The 19,961-nt window shown below is 41.6% G+C and carries 18 protein-coding genes; 1 reads left to right on the forward strand and 17 read right to left on the reverse strand.

Annotated features, from left to right (window positions below; all coding sequences use genetic code 11):
* Positions 1 to 301: 301 nt before the first annotated feature.
* The 13 genes from ACFRAK_RS04900 to ACFRAK_RS04960 form a co-directional block, all read right to left on the reverse strand.
* On the reverse strand, positions 302 to 1,534 hold the full coding sequence (locus tag ACFRAK_RS04900; protein WP_394571378.1) for a competence/damage-inducible protein A: 1,233 nt from the start codon (positions 1,532 to 1,534) through the stop codon (positions 302 to 304).
* 22 nt (positions 1,535 to 1,556) lie between these two features.
* Complete coding sequence (gene pgsA / locus ACFRAK_RS04905) at positions 1,557 to 2,141, reverse strand: CDP-diacylglycerol--glycerol-3-phosphate 3-phosphatidyltransferase (RefSeq protein WP_034313524.1); 585 nt, start codon at positions 2,139 to 2,141, stop codon at positions 1,557 to 1,559.
* A 168-nt stretch (positions 2,142 to 2,309) separates the two neighbouring features.
* Positions 2,310 to 3,209, reverse strand: a complete 900-nt coding sequence (locus ACFRAK_RS04910) for a RodZ domain-containing protein (RefSeq protein ID WP_483878282.1) — start codon at positions 3,207 to 3,209, stop codon at positions 2,310 to 2,312.
* Between the two features lie 17 nt (positions 3,210 to 3,226).
* Positions 3,227 to 4,018 (reverse strand): DUF3388 domain-containing protein, encoded by a 792-nt coding sequence (locus ACFRAK_RS04915; RefSeq protein WP_034313530.1) that lies wholly within the window; start codon positions 4,016 to 4,018, stop codon positions 3,227 to 3,229.
* A gap of 241 nt (positions 4,019 to 4,259) precedes the next feature.
* A complete protein-coding gene (locus tag ACFRAK_RS04920) occupies positions 4,260 to 4,517 on the reverse strand; it encodes a DUF3243 domain-containing protein (protein WP_192204079.1) in 258 nt (85 codons plus the stop codon).
* A gap of 79 nt (positions 4,518 to 4,596) precedes the next feature.
* The gene (ymfI, locus tag ACFRAK_RS04925) at positions 4,597 to 5,322 is read right to left on the reverse strand and encodes an elongation factor P 5-aminopentanone reductase (RefSeq protein ID WP_387600001.1); all 726 of its coding nucleotides are present in this window, start codon (positions 5,320 to 5,322) and stop codon (positions 4,597 to 4,599) included.
* A gap of 18 nt (positions 5,323 to 5,340) precedes the next feature.
* Positions 5,341 to 6,627, reverse strand: a complete 1,287-nt coding sequence (gene yfmH, locus ACFRAK_RS04930; protein ID WP_260284298.1) for an EF-P 5-aminopentanol modification-associated protein YfmH — start codon at positions 6,625 to 6,627, stop codon at positions 5,341 to 5,343.
* Positions 6,627 to 7,907 carry an EF-P 5-aminopentanol modification-associated protein YfmF gene (yfmF, locus tag ACFRAK_RS04935; RefSeq protein WP_260284297.1) on the reverse strand — a complete coding sequence of 427 codons (1,281 nt, stop codon included), beginning with the start codon at positions 7,905 to 7,907 and terminating at the stop codon, positions 6,627 to 6,629. The genes yfmH and yfmF overlap by 1 nt, the downstream gene beginning before the upstream one ends.
* Before the next feature lie 210 nt (positions 7,908 to 8,117).
* A complete protein-coding gene (locus ACFRAK_RS04940) occupies positions 8,118 to 9,077 on the reverse strand; it encodes an ABC transporter permease (protein ID WP_260284295.1) in 960 nt (319 codons plus the stop codon).
* Entirely contained in the window at positions 9,078 to 10,121 is a 1,044-nt protein-coding gene (locus tag ACFRAK_RS04945; RefSeq protein ID WP_260284294.1) for an ABC transporter permease, read from the reverse strand.
* A complete protein-coding gene (locus ACFRAK_RS04950; protein ID WP_387599996.1) occupies positions 10,114 to 11,649 on the reverse strand; it encodes an ABC transporter ATP-binding protein in 1,536 nt (511 codons plus the stop codon). Before ACFRAK_RS04950 ends, ACFRAK_RS04945 begins: the two co-directional genes overlap by 8 nt.
* 202 nt (positions 11,650 to 11,851) lie before the next feature.
* Positions 11,852 to 12,940 carry a BMP family lipoprotein gene (locus tag ACFRAK_RS04955; RefSeq protein WP_192204072.1) on the reverse strand — a complete coding sequence of 363 codons (1,089 nt, stop codon included), beginning with the start codon at positions 12,938 to 12,940 and terminating at the stop codon, positions 11,852 to 11,854.
* A 161-nt stretch (positions 12,941 to 13,101) separates the two neighbouring features.
* Positions 13,102 to 13,827 carry a GntR family transcriptional regulator gene (locus ACFRAK_RS04960; protein ID WP_192204071.1) on the reverse strand — a complete coding sequence of 242 codons (726 nt, stop codon included), beginning with the start codon at positions 13,825 to 13,827 and terminating at the stop codon, positions 13,102 to 13,104.
* A gap of 304 nt (positions 13,828 to 14,131) precedes the next feature.
* Between ACFRAK_RS04960 and ACFRAK_RS04965 the strand changes: the two genes are divergently transcribed.
* Positions 14,132 to 14,431: a DUF6509 family protein gene (locus tag ACFRAK_RS04965; protein ID WP_387599991.1), complete on the forward strand. Its 300-nt coding sequence runs from the start codon at positions 14,132 to 14,134 to the stop codon at positions 14,429 to 14,431.
* A gap of 28 nt (positions 14,432 to 14,459) precedes the next feature.
* On the opposite strand, the gene ACFRAK_RS04970 is transcribed toward ACFRAK_RS04965, so the two are convergent.
* The 4 genes from ACFRAK_RS04970 to ACFRAK_RS04985 form a co-directional block, all read right to left on the reverse strand.
* A complete protein-coding gene (locus ACFRAK_RS04970; RefSeq protein WP_387599988.1) occupies positions 14,460 to 16,790 on the reverse strand; it encodes a DNA translocase FtsK in 2,331 nt (776 codons plus the stop codon).
* Between the two features lie 239 nt (positions 16,791 to 17,029).
* Positions 17,030 to 17,257: a YlzJ-like family protein gene (locus ACFRAK_RS04975; protein WP_098370978.1), complete on the reverse strand. Its 228-nt coding sequence runs from the start codon at positions 17,255 to 17,257 to the stop codon at positions 17,030 to 17,032.
* Positions 17,254 to 18,003 carry a ClpP family protease gene (locus ACFRAK_RS04980; RefSeq protein WP_387599985.1) on the reverse strand — a complete coding sequence of 250 codons (750 nt, stop codon included), beginning with the start codon at positions 18,001 to 18,003 and terminating at the stop codon, positions 17,254 to 17,256. The genes ACFRAK_RS04975 and ACFRAK_RS04980 overlap by 4 nt, the downstream gene beginning before the upstream one ends.
* A gap of 128 nt (positions 18,004 to 18,131) precedes the next feature.
* Positions 18,132 to 19,802, reverse strand: a complete 1,671-nt coding sequence (locus ACFRAK_RS04985; RefSeq protein WP_192204068.1) for a ribonuclease J — start codon at positions 19,800 to 19,802, stop codon at positions 18,132 to 18,134.
* Between the last annotated feature and the right edge of the window lie 159 nt (positions 19,803 to 19,961).

A 19,961-nucleotide genomic window follows, 5' to 3' on the forward strand; every position in this document is an offset into this window, starting at 1 on the left:
TGTACTTACGTTAGCAATTATTTGAGATCAAGGTTTGTACCCTGTCTCAAAACCTATCTTTACTATATACTCTTTTTACTATTTTGCCAAGCAAAAAGTCGAACATTCATTCGTTTTTTTCTTTCGGGATATTCTTTGTGAAAAAGCGTTTTATCTAAAGGAAATCTCCATTTCGTTTCACTTACTCCCTAAAAAAAACAATTTCATTGAATTAACTTTTTTCTTTTTTCCCTATTTTTCAAGAAACAAACTTCTAAAACCAAATAAAAAGCAGAGCTGTAAAAAGCTCTGCTTATAGCGTTTATAAATCCCTTAATAGGTAATGACAGCCGTATTTCACACTCCGAATACGGTTTTGTGCCCTGCTTCCTGAAAGATTCAACTCCTTGAAATGAGTGTTTCCATCCCGATAGGAAATGCCAATAAATACTGTACCTACAGGCTTGCCTTCTTGTTCATCCGGCCCTGCAACGCCCGTAAAGCTTATGCCTACATCCGCATCGAGCTTGTTCCGGACATTAGAGGCCATTTCCATAGCACACTCACCGCTGACCACTCCATACTCGGATATGGTATCATCACTGACGCCGAGGACATTAGCCTTCGCATCATTCGTATAGCAGACAATTCCGCCTTTGAAAACTTTACCGGCGCCTGGGATGGTTGTCAGCTGTTCTTGGAACATCCCTCCGGTCAAGCTTTCAGCTGCCGCAATTGAAAGCTTGCGGATCGTTAATTCTTTTACAAGTTCCTTTATTAGCGAAGTATTATCACTTCCATAATGGAACTTGCCGACCCTGCTAAGAATTTCTTTTTCCGCTTCCAAAATAAGCTCTTCGCATTTTTCTTTAGATGAGTCTTTAGCGGTGATCCTTAACGTCACTTCCCCTTCGGCTGCCAGCGGGGCAATTGTCGGATTCGTTTGATTGACAAGGAGATCTTCAATCACCGTTTCCAGTTCGGCTTCACCTATACCGTAGAACCGAAGAACCTTGGAATCGATCCGTTCATGCTTTTCCAATTTATTCATGATCTTTTCATAACCATAACTTAAAAACATCGGCTCCATTTCACTTGGCGGCCCAGGTAGAAGCATATATGTAATCCCAGATTTGGACAAGACCATTCCCGGTGCCATCCCATGATCGTTTGCCAACACTTCACTGCCTTCTAAGACGAGGGCCTGCTTTTTGTTGTTTTCCGTCATCGGACGTTCCCTTTTTTGGAAGTAGGCTTCAATGGATTGCAATGCTTCATCATTAAAAACGAGCTTTTTCCCTATATGGCGAGCAATCGTTTCTTTCGTTAAATCATCTTTGGTTGGACCAAGTCCACCGGTAAAGACAATCAAATTTGCCCTTGATTCAGCGATTTCTATAGCTTGTTGTAAACGGCGGTCGTTATCCCCGACCACAGTATGGTAAAAAACGTTGATCCCCATTTCCGCAAACTGCTGCGATAAGAATCTTCCATTAGTGTTATTGATTTGCCCTAAAAGAAGCTCTGAGCCCACTGCAATGATTTCTGCATCCATCTTTTCAAAACCACCATTCGTTTTACTTTGAATTAACAAATACTTCTTTGTTTTTTATAAAATAATCCAAACCTGACCAGATTGTAAAGATTAATGCAATCCATAATGCGATATTAGCAAAAGGAAGTGAAATGAGGGCAAATGGAAGGTTATGCAGCAATAAAGCCGATATAGAAACAATTTGTGCCCATGTTTTAATTTTTCCAAGCTGGTTCGCTGCAACCACTTCCCCCGTACCCGCTAACACCAAACGTAATCCGGTGACCGCAAACTCACGACTTATGATCACGATGGCAATCCAAGATTGACCGTACATTAAATCTAGATCAACCAAAACGATTAAGGCAGCCGAAACCAGAAGTTTATCAGCCAATGGATCTAAAAATTTCCCTAAATCAGTAATCATATTATACTTTCTGGCAAAATGGCCATCGATCCAATCCGTAGTGGAAGCGATAATAAAGAGGATGGCTCCAGCCAGATGCGCCACTGGCAAACTGTATTCTCCCCAAGTTAGTGTCCCCCATGAAAAAGGAACGAGCATGATGATTAAAAATACTGGTATTAAACAGATTCTTGCTACTGTAATCTTATTAGGCAGATTCAAAACTTTTACCTCCAAAATTTACGCGTGCCATTTGGGCAATGCGTCTTAGACTAAAATAATGCTTATATGTATAACTTATCTCAAAATCCAATCTTATATGCCGGGTAAACCATTTACTGCAGCCTTACTATTGTATATATAGAGCAAAAATAGTCATCTATAAGATGACTATTCGGCTTTCGTAAATTGTATCGTAACCAATTGCGTATTCACTTCAGTCGGTGAAATGGAATACTCCAGCTTCTCATCATTCACATAAATCTCAGTTTCATATGCCCTGCCTATATTGATGACAGCTTCTTTCTCATTGGTGAAATCAATTTCCTGGCTCTTGTCCTTGTCGATAGTGCCCTGGAAAAGTAACTTACCTTCACCATTTTTTATGCCTACCCATGGTGAGCCTTTGGAGGTCACCTTTAATTTAAAGGTATCGGTATTTTTTAATTCATACGTACTATTTTTACCGCTGGAACTGGTGACGGCAAGGTTTTGCTCTTTCTTTTCATCCTTGACAACTGCATCATCTTCATTCTTCTTATCAGATGAATCTGATTTTTCTTCATTCTGTTTTTGGTCTGCATTCTCTTCTTCTTTGTTAAACTCTTCACTTTTATTGTATCCCACGGCATCGCTCTGTTTTGGGTCCTTTTTGCCATCGTTATCCGGATTACTCATATAATGCAATACAAGCACCCAAATCAATACGGCCACACCAATGACTAAAACGGCAGCCAAAATCTTCGGTAACATTTCTACAACTTTTGAATTTCCTGCCGGTATGGTTTTCCGGGATTGGACCCTTGAAAGCTGTTCTGGCAATTCCTCGCTATAGACCGATGGTATCTCACTCTTATATTGTTCGAAAATCTCTTCTGAATCCAGTCCGACCGCTTCACAATATTGCTTTATGAATGCCCGTACATAGAACTTCCCAGGCATCATGCTGTAATTTCCCTCTTCAATGCCAATGAGGTAACGCTTTTGAATCTTAGTTAATTCCTGCAAATCATCCAAGCTAAGACCTTTGGCTTCCCTAGCTTCCTTTAATCGAATACCTAACTCAGTCAAATAAAACACCTGCCATTTTAAAAGTCAAAGGAACCAAAATCCGACCCCGAAAACTGGTCTTTTTGGTCGACAACTTCATATGTTATTTCTTCTTCAGGATTGTTTCGCAATTCAATAATATAATCAAAGTCTTCAAGAGTATACTCCGTATTTTGGACAAAAACATCCGGATGTTCGATTACTTTGACAGCATCAAGCCTCATAATTTCGCGAATCAACTGCCAATGACGCTCATTTGCACGGCGAGTTGAAACAATCCCATCTAAAATGAACAAATTATCATTATTATATTCATCCTCAATTAGCTGACTGCGGATAGTCTGCTTTAAAAGGGTCGATGACACAAACAACCATCGCTTATTAGCACATACACTCGAGGCTACGATAGATTCCGTTTTCCCGACACGTGGCATCCCTCGTATCCCAATCAATTTATGACCTTCCTGTTTAAATAGCTCGGCCAGGAAATCGACAAGCAAGCCTAGTTCATCACGAACAAACCTAAAAGTGTTTTTCTCATCAGCATCGCGCTGAATATAACGTCCATGCCTGACTGCCAGGCGATCACGCAATTTAGGTTCCCTAAGCTTAATGACCTTTATCGTATCCATCGTACGGAGGATTGACTCGAACCTTTCTATATTACGGCTGTCTTTCGCCAACAAAAGTAACCCCCGCCTGCCTTCATCGACCCCGTTGATGGTGATGATATTAATGGAAAGCATACCCAGAAGGGATGATATATCCCCTAATAAACCAGGACGGTTGACTTGAATTTCATATTCAAAATACCATTCTTTATTATCCACGATAACACTCCTTAAGCCTAAAAGTCTTTACCCTCTCAGGGGCAAAAAACTCATCCATCGGAAATTTCAAGGTCTGAACACTTTAATAGTAATTGTCTAGCTTCTATAATATAGCATTTCGTGATAAGTTAAAAGGAAAAACCCTAGAAAAATATTCATTTTTATATAAGGGGATAAATAGACATCCACTTCAATCCAAAAGGCCCTGTTATTTAATAACAGGGCCTTTTGGATTGATATTTTACTTCGTTCCATTGTTCTCGACTAACCTGACCATGACGCTTGCCATGGCATGCTTTTCTTGATCGTTTGCGACCGACCAAAGATCAGCAAGCACTTTTTCTTGATCATTCTGGGGCTCAACCTGATTAGCCAGGTAATCACCGATTTCGAAAGCCAAGTTGTTAACAGCACTTTCTGACAAACCTTGTTGTTCACCTTGATTTAATCTGTCGCCTAAGAAATTTTTCCATTGATCCCAATTGTCCAGTACAGACATGAATGGTCACCCTTTCCTTCAAAATAGTACATAGATATTTTGTGAAGGAACCGAGAAAATTATACATGTCTAAAAAAAATCATGTGTACCATCCGCCATTTACGCCTAAGATTTGCCCAGTTATATATGACGACTTGTCGGAAAGCAAATAGTATACGGCCTCTGCGACTTCTTTGGAATGCCCCATCCTGCCCATCGGAATATCGCCTTTGATGATTTCCAGGTCTTCCGCACTGAATGATTCGAGCATGGAAGTGGAAATCGCACCGGGGGCAACGGCATTCACCCGGATTCCATTGAGCGATACCTCTTTGCTAAGCGCCTTGATAAAAGCATTTTGACTGCCCTTGACCATAGAATATAACACTTCACAAGATGCACCTGTCTGCCCCCAAATCGATGTGACCGCAACGATGGCAGCCTGTTCTTGGTACATGAGCTTTGGAAGCAGTTCCTTTGTTAAATGGAATGGGCTCGTTACATGCAGCTGGACCATTTCATTAACGATTGTCTCATCCATGTCCGATATAAGCCCATAATAGCTATTGCCACTATTAAGGACGATTGCATGGAGGGCAAAAATATTTTCCGCCAATTTCTTGTATCCATCCGCTGCAGCCAAATCCGCTTGAACCGGAATAAGTTCGACTTGATGAGGCTTCAGCTCTTCAATCAGTTCAAGTATCGCTTCTTCATTGCTGTTATAATGTAAATAAAGTGAGTAATTCTCCTCGGCGAGCTTTATAGCTATTTCCCTGCCTATTCCTCCGCTGGCTCCAGTAATAAGGGCAAAACGTTTCCCCACATTCCCGCCCCCTTTATATTATTTAGGAAGTACCTGGCAGACAGTCATCCGTTGATCGGATATTAAGTCCTTGGCGACCTCCCTGATATCTTCAATCGTTAGTTTTTCCAATACCGATACAACATCGAACAAGTTCATATCATTGAATGCATATCTGGTGAATTGATTCGCTATATATTCCGGCGAATTCAGGGAGCGAAGGAAAGAACCGATTTTTTTCTTGATTGTCCTTTGCAGGCTTTCTTCATTCAGGCCAGTTCCGGCTTTTGATTTTTGCAGGATACCAAATAAAGACTCCCTCAACTCATCAGGTTTGGCACTGTCCCCGCCAATTAACGCAAACCCAAAACCTTGTTCCTGTGTATAATCATAAGAGAAGGTTTGATCGATCAACCCTTCCTCATATAGCTCCTCATGCAAAGGTGAACTCTTGCCAAATAGCATTTCCAAATATATATTGGTCGCCAATTCCCTTTTCAAGAGCTGTAAACCGGATTGGTGCACATTGATGGCCTTGATGCCCAGCATCACTTTTGGTGTCTGGACATTCATTCTTAAGACTTCCTTATCCTTGGCAACGACTTCCGGCTCTTCGTCAAATTTACGTTCCACTGCAGGTTGTTCGTTGTACCCTTTATTATTTTGATTATCCCTAATCAGTTTCATGGTGCTTTCGACATCTACCGGTCCTACAACGAATAGGAGCATGTTGCTAGGATGGTAAAAAGTATTATAACATTCGTAAAGCATATCCTTCGTAATATCCGCAATCGATTCCACAGTTCCGGCAATATCGATTTTCACTGGGTGTTGATGATACATATTGGCTATCGTCCCGAAATATAATCGCCAGTCTGAATTATCATCATACATATTGATTTCCTGCCCAATGATTCCTTTTTCCTTCTCTACCGTCTTTTCCGAAAAGTAAGGTTCCTGGACAAAGTCAATTAAGGTAGTTAGATTCCTATCGAAATCGGACGTACTGGAAAATAAATAGGCTGTACGGGTAAAAGAAGTAAAAGCATTTGCGGATGCTCCCTGCTTTGAAAATTGCTGAAAAACATCACCATCTTCCTTTTCAAATAGCTTATGTTCAAGGAAATGGGCGATCCCATCAGGTACTTTAGAGAATTCCGTTCCATTCAATGGTTTAAAATGGTTGTCAATTGAACCATAATTAGTCGTGAAAGTCGCAAATGATTTATTGAACCCACTTTTCGGAAGTATATATACTTCTAGACCATTATCCATTTTTTCATGGAAAAGTTCTTCTTTCAATTGAGTGAATGCTATTTTTTCCATTACCCTTGCACCTCCGCTTCCGTTAGGAAATAAATCGTATCAAGCTGAATTTTTTGACCGACTGCAATGATTTCTTCCTTTGTCGTCCGCTCTGTTTTTGCAAACCAATCGTCGAGCGATATATCCTGCCCGGAAACCACATTATGATATAAAATTTCCACAAGACCTCTCGAAACGTCAATGGTTTCAAGGAGTTGGTTCTTAACGACCGCCTTTGTCTGTGCCAGTTCCTCTTCGGAAAAGTTCCCTTGCTTCATTTCCTTCATTTGTGCATGGATGATATCCAATGCCTGCTTGTAGTTGGCATTCTCAATGCCCGCCATGACCATTAAAAGTCCTTTATGACTTTCGAGCCTTGAAGCTGCATAATAAGCAAGGCTGGCTTTCTCCCTGACATTAATGAAAAGTTTCGAATGTGAAAAGCCACCAAAAATCCCATTGAATAGCTGAAGAGCATAATAATCCGGATCACCGTATGCAACTTGGGTTCGATAACCGATATTCAATTTACCTTGTTTCACATCCGAATTTTCGATGATTTCTTTTTCCTTCTCCACTACCTTGCCCGGCTTCCTCTGCAGTCTTACAGGCACTCGTTCTTGCAACGATACATACTTGTCAGCTAAAGCCTCCACTTCCGATTCATCGATGTCACCGATTACATATAAATCGATTTCATCCTCCGTCAGCACTTTTTTATAATAGGCGTAAAGGGATTCCGGAGTTATCGTTTCCAAGTCTTGAAGATTGCCGCTCGCTTCTAGAGCATATGGTTCGTTTTTGCACATTTCCTCTACAAGGCGTGTAGCTGAGTATCGCATCTTGTCATCGGAAATGGATTGAATCCGCTGTTTTAAAGAACGGATTTCATTGGAAACCGTTTTAGAGTCAAAGGCTTCGCCGTTCTTCTTCGGATTAAAGATCACTTCTGATAATAACCCAAAAGCCTTTTCGAGAAGCGGGGTGGAATCACTAAGGAACTTTTCATTGACGATATCGATCGTAAAACTTATGATTTGATATTCTCCTTTTTTAGCAACATCGACATAAAACCCTGCTCCATATAAATCATCAAGATAAGATTGAAGCTCGGGTGTTGTAGGGTATTTACTTGTATTGCTTTGTAACACATATGGCAGTAATGCACGATATGTAACGTCCTCTTTTGTCAACGGGGCCTTCATCTTCAGCACGAGAGTATTCGTTTTATATTTATCCGTCTGGACCACATGAAGCTTGTAGCCGCTTTTTTCCGTAATTGTATCGGAAGCAATAGACATGAATAATCCTCCTCATTATATAAATCACCTTTATTAGCTTATTGTTTGTAGATTGGAACCCTTTTAAACATCTACTTAAAATATACATGTGAAAGGAAAAATCATGCAAGTTACAGCTACTTTTTTTGGTATTTCACCAGCCTCAGCATCACTTATGGCTCAATCTCAAAAGAAAAAACCGGCCAGCAAGTTTGCTGACCGGTTAAATACTTATCTTTTCCCTTTGATGTATGGCTGTCCGGATGCTTTCGGAGCATCTGCACGTCCAATGAAACCAGTTAGTGCGATGATCGTCAGAACATAAGGAGCGATCAAGAGATAAACCGATGGAATATCCTTGAAGAAGGGAAGGCTCGAGCCAACGATACTTAAACTTTGTGCCAAACCAAAGAATAACGCAGCACCCATTGCCCCGATCGGGTGCCACTTACCAAAAATCATGGCGGCAATGGCCATGAAACCTTGACCATTAATTGTTGCATGATTGAATTCATTCGAAAAGATGGTAGCATAAATCGCTCCGCCGATACCGCCAAAAGCACCTGATAATAAAACGGCGGCATAGCGGATTTTCGTAACATTGACACCCATCGTGTCAGCAGCCATCGGATGCTCACCCACTGCACGGATCCTTAACCCGAAAGGTGTTTTATAAAGTACATACCAAACGACAAAGGATATTAGAATCGCTATATATACGATATAATAACCATTTGAGAAAAAGATGGGTCCTATAAATGGAATATCACTTAGTAACGGAACATCAATCCGTGGGAATGTTTCTGTGATTCTATCAGTTTGACCTTTGTCAAAAATCAGCTTCACCAAAAACATGGTCAGACCTACTGCCAACAAGTTGATGGCGACCCCACTGACCGTTTGGTCCGCCCTGAACGTAATGCATGCCACAGCATGCAGAATGGAAAACAGCAAGCCGGCAATCATTGCCGCCAAGACTGCCAGCCAAGGAGTCCATTCCCCAAATACATCAGCAAGCATTAAGTTAAAAACAATCCCTGTAAAGGCACCAATGACCATCAAGCCTTCTAAACCGATGTTTATGACACCTGCCCGTTCAGAAAACACTCCTCCGAGCGAAGTAAAAATAAGTGGAGCAGCTAGAGCAATCATTGATGGAATAATAATTTGTAATACTTGGTAAAAGTCCACTTATTTCACCCCTTTCTTAAATCGAGCGGCAATCCAACGAATAAAATAACTGGATGCGACAAAGAAAATGATCAGTGCTATGACAATATCTACTATTTCACTTGGTATGCCGGTTTCTAGCGGCATATTTAAGGCTCCTGCTTTCAGCCCCCCAAATAATAAGGCTGCCAGCACGACACCAATAGCCGTATTCGCTCCTAGTAAGGCTACTGCAATCCCGTCAAAGCCCATACCTGTGAACCCGCCTTTGACTGCAGCATAACCGAAAGTTCCAAGGCCTTCCATCGCACCTGCAAGCCCTGCAAACGCACCTGAAATAACCATGGAAAGTATGATGTTCTTATTTACACTCATCCCTGCATATTCGGACGCGTGCTGATTGAAACCTACCGCTTTCAGTTCAAAGCCGGTTTTTGTCCTTTCAAGTAGGAACCACATGATGATTACGCAAATAATCGCGACCACTATTCCCCAATGCATCCGGGAAAAATCCGTAATGCTTTCGAAAAAAGGAGACCGCAGTGATGCTGTATCGGCAATTCTTTCTGTTTTATCCAGTTTGTCAGTCATTACATTCCTAATTAAATAATTCGTCACATATAAAGCTGTATAATTCAACATGATAGAAACGATCACTTCATGTACGCGGAACTTAGCTTTTAAATAACCAGGGATAAATGCCCACAAGGCGCCAGCAGCTGCACCAGCTAAGATGGCAAACGGCAAATGGATGATCCTTGGAAGATCAAAAGCAATTCCGACCCAAACTGCCGCCAGCCAGCCTACAATTAATTGCCCTTCCACGCCGATATTGAATAGGCCCGTGCGGAAAGCAAAAGCCACTGCCAAACCAGCAAGGATATAAGGGATGATTGTCCTGACGGATTCCCCTACATAATAAGAATCCCCAATAATTCCATTTATCATGGAGCCATAGCCGGCAACTGGGTCATAGCCGCTTACTAACATGATTATTGCCCCAACGACCAAGCCGAGGATAACTGCTATTAACGGACTCGTTAATTTAGATAAATACTTAGACATTTTGTTTTCCACCTGCTTCCGTCCGTTTACTGCCGGCCATAAGAAGGCCAAGCTCCTGTTCAGTCGTTTCTTTCGGATCGACAATTGCGACGATTTCCCCTTCGTATATAACGGCAATTCTATCGCTCACATTCATGATTTCTTCCAATTCAAATGATATGAGAAGTACCGCTTTTCCTGCATCACGCTGTTCAATTAGACGTTTATGGATAAACTCGATCGCTCCGACATCAAGTCCGCGTGTTGGCTGTGCGGCAATCAATAAATCCGGGTTCCTATCAACTTCCCGCCCGATGATAGCTTTTTGTTGATTCCCTCCAGAAAGCGCCCTTGCCGGGGTATATTCACTCGGGGTGCGAACATCGTAACTTTTGATCAATGAACGGGCTTTTTCAAAAATTTTCTTTGAGTTCAAGATACCTGCTTTTGAAAAAGGCTTTTGATAGTAGGTTTGCAAGACAATATTTTCCCCAATGCTGTAATCGAGAACCAAACCATGCTTATGTCTGTCCTCCGGAATATGGCCGACACCTGCTTCAGTGATCTTACGCGGCTTAAGATTCCTGATCTCTTTTCCATTTAGCTTTATCGAACCTGCTGTTGTCTTCCTTAGGCCAGCCAATGCTTCAATTAGTTCGGATTGACCATTTCCATCTACACCAGCGATGCCGACAATTTCTCCTGCACGGACAGTTAACTCCAAATTCCGAACAGCTGAAACGCCCCGGGAATCCTTGACTTCCAGTTCACGAACTTCAAGAACTACACCCGAAGGAGTAGCTGCCGTTTTTTCCGTCTTGAATAGAACTTCCCTACCGACCATTAAGCTGGCCAATTCGTCAGGGTTCGTTTCGTTGACATTCACTGTACCGATTCCTTGCCCTTTGCGTATAACCGTTACCCGGTCACAAACCTCCATGATTTCCTTAAGTTTGTGTGTGATTAAAATGATAGATTTACCCTCTTTGATAAGGGCTTTCATAATATATATCAATTCCTTGATTTCTTGAGGAGTCAATACAGCGGTCGGTTCATCAAAAATCAATATCTCCGCACCGCGGTAAAGCGTCTTAAGAATCTCGACACGCTGCTGCATCCCTATTGAAATATCGGCAATTTTTGCGTAAGGGTCAACACGAAGCTGATATTGTTCTGATAGTTTCCTAACTTCCTCGCTCGCTTCTTTCAAATCGATCTTACCCGCTTTTGATGGTTCTTTTCCTAATATGATATTTTCCGTTACTGTAAAAGGGTCAACGAGCATAAAATGCTGATGGACCATCCCAATCCCTAAATCATTGGCAATGTTAGGACTGGTAATCTTGACTGGCTTACCATTCACACGGATTTCTCCCTGCTCAGGCTGATATAAGCCGAATAAAACATTCATCAAAGTGGATTTACCCGCGCCATTTTCACCTAATAATGCGTGAATCTCCCCTTTTTTAACCTGTAGGGTAACATTATCATTTGCGACGATGCCGGGGAATTCCTTACGGATATTGAGCATCTCAATTACATATTCCACGTATTATCAACTCCTAAAATGAGTGTACATATTCTTAAATCATTTAAATGCTGCTAGTAACTTATTGATTTTTTAAAAAAACCAAATGAAAAACTACGATTCTATCATAGTTTTTCATTCGATATTTTTCAGTGCTTAGAGTTATTGGGAAAAGAAAGAATAGAGGGCAACCCTGCCTCCCTATTCTTTCTGGCATTACAGCTTATAAACCAAGTTTTTCGAATTCTTCATCCGTACCCGGAACTACGAATTCACCTGATTTGATTTTTTCTGTCCACTCTTCGACCGCTTTTAAAGATTCTTCTGTTACGTTATCTTTTGTATCGGAAATGCCTACACCATTTTCTTCGATACCGTACTCAATTACTTTTCCGCCAGGGAAGTTTCCTTCTTTCGCTTTCTCGGAAAGGTCTTTAACTGCTACGTCAACTCGTTTTAGCATGGAAGTCAGTGTGATATTGTCGTCAGTTCCCGGAACTGCCCCTAATTTAGCTTGGTCGCTATCTACACCAATAACATAGATTTCTCTCTTAGGATCTTTTTGCTTTTGCTCTACAGCTTCAGTGAATACACCTTTTCCAGTTCCTCCAGCAGCGTGATAAATGATATCGATACCAGAAGAATACATGGAGCCTGCAGTGGACTTACCGATATCAGCTTTATTGAAGTCTCCGGCATATTTAACTTCAACTTTCGCATCCGGGTTTACAGATAATACCCCAGCCTTAAAACCAACTTCGAATTTCTTGATTAATTCAGATTCAACTCCGCCGATAAAACCGACCTTGTTTGTTTTCGTTTGCAATCCGGCAATTACACCTACAAGGAATGAACCTTGCTGCTCTTTAAAATTAATGCTGGCTACGTTCTTTTTATCAACAACAGTATCCACGATAGCAAAGTGTGAATCCGGACGTTGGTCAGCCACTTCACCAACAGATTCGGCTAAAAGAAAACCGATACCATAAATAAGTTGGTAATCTTCACGTACAAGCGTATTCAGGTTTTTAGCGTAATCGGCATCTGATTTAGATTGCAGGTAGTTATAGCCATCTTTACCTTTTTCCAGACCATTATCTTTACCGAATTCCTGAATGCCCTTCCAAGCGGATTGGTTGAACGACTCGTCATCCACGCCGCCTGTATCAGTTACCATCGCAACCGTGAAGTTATCTTTGTTTTTCCCATTTGAAGATTCTTTATCATCATTCTCTGAATTACCACATGCCCCAAGTAGCGTACCGGCTGCAAGAACAAGTGAAAGAGCTAGTCCTAATTTGCGCTTTTTCAATTTTTATCCCCCTAATTTACATAGTTTTTTGAGCAGGAATGTTCTGAAAAGTCATTTATGTTTGCGTTTTCACTTCTCGTTAATTTTTTTTGCTTATGTTTGATTTGAATTTTACTGAATCAAAACAAACGCTTGCATTCACCCGTATGCAGAGTCAACACCTACACACGTTTACGAAGAACATGAAAGCTGAACATATTGGCTTTAAAGTAGTTAACAGAATACAGGATAGGCTGGTCCCAGTCATCCAGATGCATCTGCTTTAAAACGAGTAGTGCGGCTTCTGGAGAGCATTTAAGGATAGGAGAAACTTTCTCATGATATCCAATAGGCTCAATCTCCGCTACGGCATGCGTAATTTTCCGATGCGCATCTCTTTCCAAAATATCAAAAAGAGATTCATCATTCCGGTCAAAATTTTCTGATAGTATAGATTCAGGAATTTTGTCAATGCAGTAGACAACTGGCTCCCCATTCGCTGTCCTTACTCGCTCGATGATGACGATGCGTTCATCTGTTGAACATGAAAACCTGCGTATATCCTCTTCTGTAGGTTCTTGGGCCGTCGAGCTTAAGAAAATCGTACCCGGTTTCATTCCTGCCTCTTCAATCATGTTCGTGACACTTTTTAATTGCTCGATACCTGAAGTGAACCGAGGTTTCGGATTGACGAAAGTCCCAACTCCATGGCGGCGAATGATGATGTTTTCTTCTTCTAAAATTCGCAGCGCTTCTCGAAGTGTCGCCCTACTCACTCCCAATTTTTTTGCAAGATCGAATTCTGAAGGGAATTTTTCATTTTCCTGATAGACTCCTGCTTCAATATCCTGCTTCAGGTAATCAATGACCTGCAAATATAAATGTCGACTATCTGATTTTATTGACATACAGTTTCCCCCAGCTAATTTCTTAAGACATCAGACCTCTGATGTTGAATCATTCCTACTAATCGAAAATAATATAACATTTTTTTTGATATAAATAAATAGTGTTTTACTATTTACTTTAAAAGAATTTAGGAGAAATTACCCTTACATGTGTCTTTCAATCTAGATAAGGCCGCGGAATTTGTACGATTATTCTCCTAAATCGGATAAATTCATTTTAAAAACGCAAAATGAATGCCGCTCTGTTCAAGATGATGTTTTCCTGTATAATAGGATTTATCTTCTTTGAAGGGATGTACACAAGATGTTAAAGATTACAGAATACACGATTGAAAAATTGAATGATCCATTTGGTATTTTGTCCGGGGAACGTTACGAGTTGTTCTTGGATATTGAAGTGCCTGAAGAGGATGAGCTCTTTTCAGAAAATGGTTTATATATCAGGGTGCTTTTTGTTGTGGAAGAACAAATAGGCAAATTGATTAAATATGATATTTTTGAAAAAGGGAACGAAGGCGCACTCGAATTCGATTTAGAAGATGATGAAGAAGCGATGATTACCGACTTCTGCCTTAAACATTTGGACGAGGCGATGAATAATTAAAAAACCGGGCTGCAGCCCGGTTTTTTAATTATGATGAATGTGCTTCATCCTGTTCATCTTTAGTAACCAATACATTTCGTGGTTTACTGCCTTCATAGGGACCGACAATTCCCCTTGCTTCCATTTCATCGATCAATCTTGCTGCCCGGGTATAGCCAATCCGGAAACGGCGCTGCAGCATGGAGACAGATGCAGTCTGCATTTCTACGATCAAGGACACCGCATCCCCGTATAAATTATCTTCGACTTCACCATTAGAAGTTTCTGCAATTTCATCCGGTATCATCTCTTCGTTATATTGTGCTTTTTGCTGTGAAATGACATATGTGACAACTTCCTCGACTTCATTGTCGGATAAAAAGGCCCCTTGAACGCGAACCGGTTTTGATGCTCCTGCAGGCAGGAAGAGCATGTCACCCCGTCCTAACAGTTTTTCGGCTCCGCCCATGTCGAGAATCGTTCTTGAATCGGTCATGGATGAGACACTAAAAGCGATCCGAGATGGGATGTTCGCTTTAATGACCCCTGTAATTACATCTACGGATGGCCGCTGAGTGGCAATTATCAAGTGGATGCCCGCGGCACGTGCCATTTGTGCAAGCCGTGTGATGGCATCCTCTACATCATTTGAGGCGACCATCATCAAATCCGCCAGCTCATCGACAATCACTACGATATAAGGCAAGAGCGGTTGTTTGGCATCTTCTTCAATGTTATACCGGTTAATATAATCATTGTAGCCTTCAATATTACGGGTACCGGAATGAGAAAATAGCTCGTAGCGCCTTTCCATTTCACTGACCACTTTTTGCAAAGCCTGTGCAGCTTTCTTTGGATTGGTCACTACAGGCGCGAGTAAGTGAGGGATTCCATTATATACATTCAACTCCACCATTTTTGGATCGATCATCATCATTTTCACTTCATGCGGTTTTGCGCGCATCAGAATACTCGTGATAATCCCGTTGATACAAACGGATTTCCCGCTGCCGGTGGCACCAGCAACTAGTAAATGCGGCATTTTATTAAGCTCCGCCTTAACCGCTTCACCAGAAATATTCCGTCCTAAGCCTATTTGCAGTTTTGCGTCAGGCTTGTCAACTTCTTTGGCCTCTAAAACTTCCCTTAATGACACCATTGCCACTTCAGAGTTGGGCACTTCTATTCCGATAGCCGATTTCCCGGGAATCGGAGCTTCGATCCTAATATCCTTTGCGGCAAGTGCAAGAGCCAAGTCATCGGATAGGCTGACAATTTTACTTACCTTCACCCCTACATCCGGATGGACTTCATATTTGGTTACGGCTGGGCCTAAATGAACTTGAGTGACCCTCGCTTTCACTCCAAAGCTATGAAAGGTGCGCTCAAGTTTTGCCGCATTCTCATGGATCAATTGGTACTCTCCGCTTTGGTCCGTTTTTTTGGGCTGCACTAACAAAGAAAGAGGGGGTAAAAGATATTCTTTATTCTCCACTTCCGTAAAATTCATAGGCGGAACGGCGTCATCCTGTTCCTCTGCACTTTCGGCTGCAGGTTCCGTAACTACTGGAGTTATTTCGTTTTCGTCGCTATAGGCTTTATCAGCAAAGCTGGAAATGATCCGTTCGGTCGCCAGTTGCTGTGTTTCCTCTTCTTGATGAAGGGGCTGATCGGTTTCCTCCACCGGATCGGTTTCCCGTTTCTTCTTTTTCACGGGATTCTTTTTCTTTTCTTTTTTGTCGTCATTCCACGTTTTCATATCATCTCTGAAAGCAGACCATTGCTTTTTGAAAAAGACGCCAAGACCCCTGAAAAACTTCCCGAGGGTTTCACCTAACGTTTTCCCGGTCAATAGGACGGCACCTACAATGATAAAAAGGAATGAAACGATTTTCGATCCAGCTTCGTCGAATAAAAAGTATGAGGCTGCAAATAATATCGCTCCAATCATACCGCCCCCGAGGTCCTTTGTGCTGGCCTTTCCGGTCACTTCCATCCAGAATAGTTCCCATGTATTCGAAATGACACTTGGCTTCGTAAACGGCCCTCCATCTGCAAGCATGTTAAACAGTGTCACATGACTTAGCAGGAGCATGCTCGCGACAAGAAAATACATCCCGACGAATTGCCGTTTTAACAGGTAAGGGACCTCCCTCTTTATCATCAAATAGAAGCCAGCTGCAATTGCTCCCAACAAAAAGAGGATATACCATTCCCCCATGAAGAAGCGGATTAAAAAGACCGTCCCGTTTCCCACAGCTCCAAGCTTGGCAATGGCAATGATGGCCAAACCTATTATAGTTAGGCCGATCAATTCATATTTAAGCGTTAGTTTTAATTTCTCTGTACTATTCTTTTTTCTGCGTTTCTTTTTTGCCATAATATCACCTGATTCTTCATGAAACTATTCTAACTTTCCTATTCAACATCACTACATGATTTCCCTTCTAGAAACAAACGTTCGCTCCCTGATTATATCAAATATATTTGTACCTGTCCTTGATATATATACCATTTATTATTTAGACGAACATTTTGCCCACATAATGAATAAAGCAGCCAAGCGGCTGCTGATTTTCATTCCAGTATATCATAATTTACCTCAGTTAGTCGTTTTTACTAATGATTCATCTGTTCGAACACATTTATGACAGCCCCCGGCTGGATGTGTACATTCATATAATCTTCAGGATCCGTGCTTACAATTCGATCAATGCGAAACGTGCGGCCTCCGTCATGTTCAACCATTACATGTACACCATTATAGATCATTTCTATTAAATTTGCCGTCTTTTCATGGTGATGAGGGAAAATTATTTCTTCAGGAACGATCGTATAAAGCGTCATTGCAGAAGCCCCTCCTCTTCCCCGGCAATTTTTGGCCTTCTTTCTTCCATGAAGCTATTTAGTTTTCTCATGGCCTGGCCTACTCCTCCTACATCATCGATCATACCGATTTCAACTGCCTCGGCCCCGATTACATTCGTGCCGATATCCCTGGTTAAATTTCCTTTAGCAAACATTAAATCCTTAAAACTTTCTTCCGATACGTTAGAGTGCCGTGTAACAAATTTAATGACTCTTTCCTGCATTTTATCCAAGTATTCAAAGGTTTGAGGCACGCCAATGACTAGCCCTGTCAAACGAATGGGATGAATCGTCATCGTTGCTGTTTCTGCTATATAGCTATGGTCACACGAAACCGCAATCGGCACACCGATTGAGTGACCTCCCCCAAGTACAATCGAGACGGAAGGCTTTGAAAGGGAGGCCAGCATTTCTGCGATGGCTAGTCCCGCTTCGACATCTCCTCCGACTGTATTTAAAATTACAAGCAGCCCCTCTATATTGGGATTTTGTTCAATTGCCACAATTTGCGGAATAACATGTTCATATTTGGTCGTTTTATTTTGAGGCGGCAGCTGCATATGTCCTTCAATTTGTCCAATGATCGTCAAACAATGGATTTTTGAGTCCTGAGATAGTTGCGGAACATTAGTAGCCCCCAGCTGCTGGATCTTTTCGATTAAAGTTGAATTCTTACCTTCCTGTTTGCCTTCATTTTCATTTGGTAATGGTGCATTATTATCCACTATGCCAACCCCTTTCTCTTAAGCCTATAGCTTTATTATGTCTCGAGTCTCGGACTTCATTCTTCAAGATATAAGAGGTTTGACACAGAAAAAAGAACCCCTGACTGTTTAAACCAGGGGTTCCTTACTTAATATTCCATGATTATAGGTAAAATCATTGGGCGGCGTTTCGTTTTCTCATAGAAGAATTGGTTTAACGCATCACGCATTTCCTGCTTCAGCGTGGACCAATCAAAGGGTTGGCGCGACCCATTTTTCTTTACGATCTCACTTACTATTTCAGTTGCTTCCCCAATCATTTTTTCAGATTCGCGAACATATACGAAGCCCCTTGAAATGATTTCAGGTCCTGCTGCAATGCTTTTATCCTGACGGTTCAACGTGACCACTACAATCAAAATGCCATCCTGGGATAACAAGCGACGATCACGAAGAACGATATTACCCACATCTCCAACACCACTGCCATCTATCAGGATATTTCCTGCAGAGACTTTGCCGGAAAGACCCATTTTATTGCCCTTTAGTTCGATGACATCACCTTTTTCGGCAATGATGATGTTTTCACGTTCAATTCCCGCAGCAACCCCAACTTTTTGATGGGCATATAAATGGCGGTATTCCCCATGTACAGGGATCAAGAATTTAGGATTCATCAAATTGATCATCATTTTAAGTTCTTCCTGGCTTCCATGCCCTGTTACGTGCACTTTGTATTTATTTGCAGATACCACTTCAGCACCTACCCTGTAAAGCAAATCGACGGTTTTGGATAAAATAAGTTCGCCGCCCTGTAGGGGTGATGCACTGATCAAAACTGTGTCCCCCTTTTTGATCGTCACCTGCTTGTGGGTCTGTTTTGCCATTTTTTGCAGTGCCGCTATGGGCTCCCCTTGATGACCTGTCGATAACACGACGATTTCACGGTCGTCATACTGGCGAATTTCATTAATCGGGATTATCAGCTCTTCTTCGACCTTTAAGTAGCCAAGGTTCAAGGCTGTTTCATAAACGCGTTGCAGACTTTTTCCTACAACTGCCACTTTTCTGCGACTTGCAGCCGCTGCATTGAAAACATGTTGAATCCGGTTAATGTTCGAAGCGAAGCACGCTACGATGATCCTTCCGGAGGCTGCATGAAAAACCTCTGTAATATCTTTGGCCACAACTGCTTCTGATGTCGTATAACCTGGCCTCTCGGCACCAGTACTATCCGAAAGCAAGCATAGGACACCTTCTTCACCGATACCAGCCATTTTACCGATTTCCGGTTTATATAAATCAGTTGCTGCTTGATCGAATTTGAAATCCCCAGTATAAACGATTGCACCTTCACGAGTGTGGATCACGACTCCGACGGAATCGGGAATACTATGGTTTGTCCGGAAAAAGGACACAGCCGCTTGAGGGAAACTTAAAAGAGAATCCGAATCGATTTCAGTGAATGTTGCCCTGCCGTTAAAGCCATCTTCCTTTAATTTCGTTTTAATTAAAGCCAGTGTAAGCTTTGTTCCATAAACAGGTGCCGGTAAATATTTTAAGACATAAGCAAGTGCTCCCATATGGTCTTCATGACCATGGGTAATGAATATCCCCTGCACCCTTTCCTTATTATCCATCAAATAAGAAATATCAGGGATGACCGCATCGATTCCGAGCATTTCGTCTTCTGGCAGCATTAACCCTGCATCAAGAAGATAGATGTCCTCGTTCACCTCAACGACGTACATATTTTTACCAAGTTCCCCTTGTCCTCCAAGAGAAATGACTTTTATTCCATTATTTTTATCTTTACCCAATCGAATATCCTCCTTAAAAATTCCCGTTCATAATTTCCCAATGAATTCATTATAACCGATGTTCAAAAAACATGACAACACTTACCATTTTCAGAGGGACATTTTCATATAATTCAAAAAAAACAACCTATTATGTAAGAGATCCTTTGTACTTTTATC

The organism is Peribacillus sp. NPDC056705, assembly GCF_043656335.1.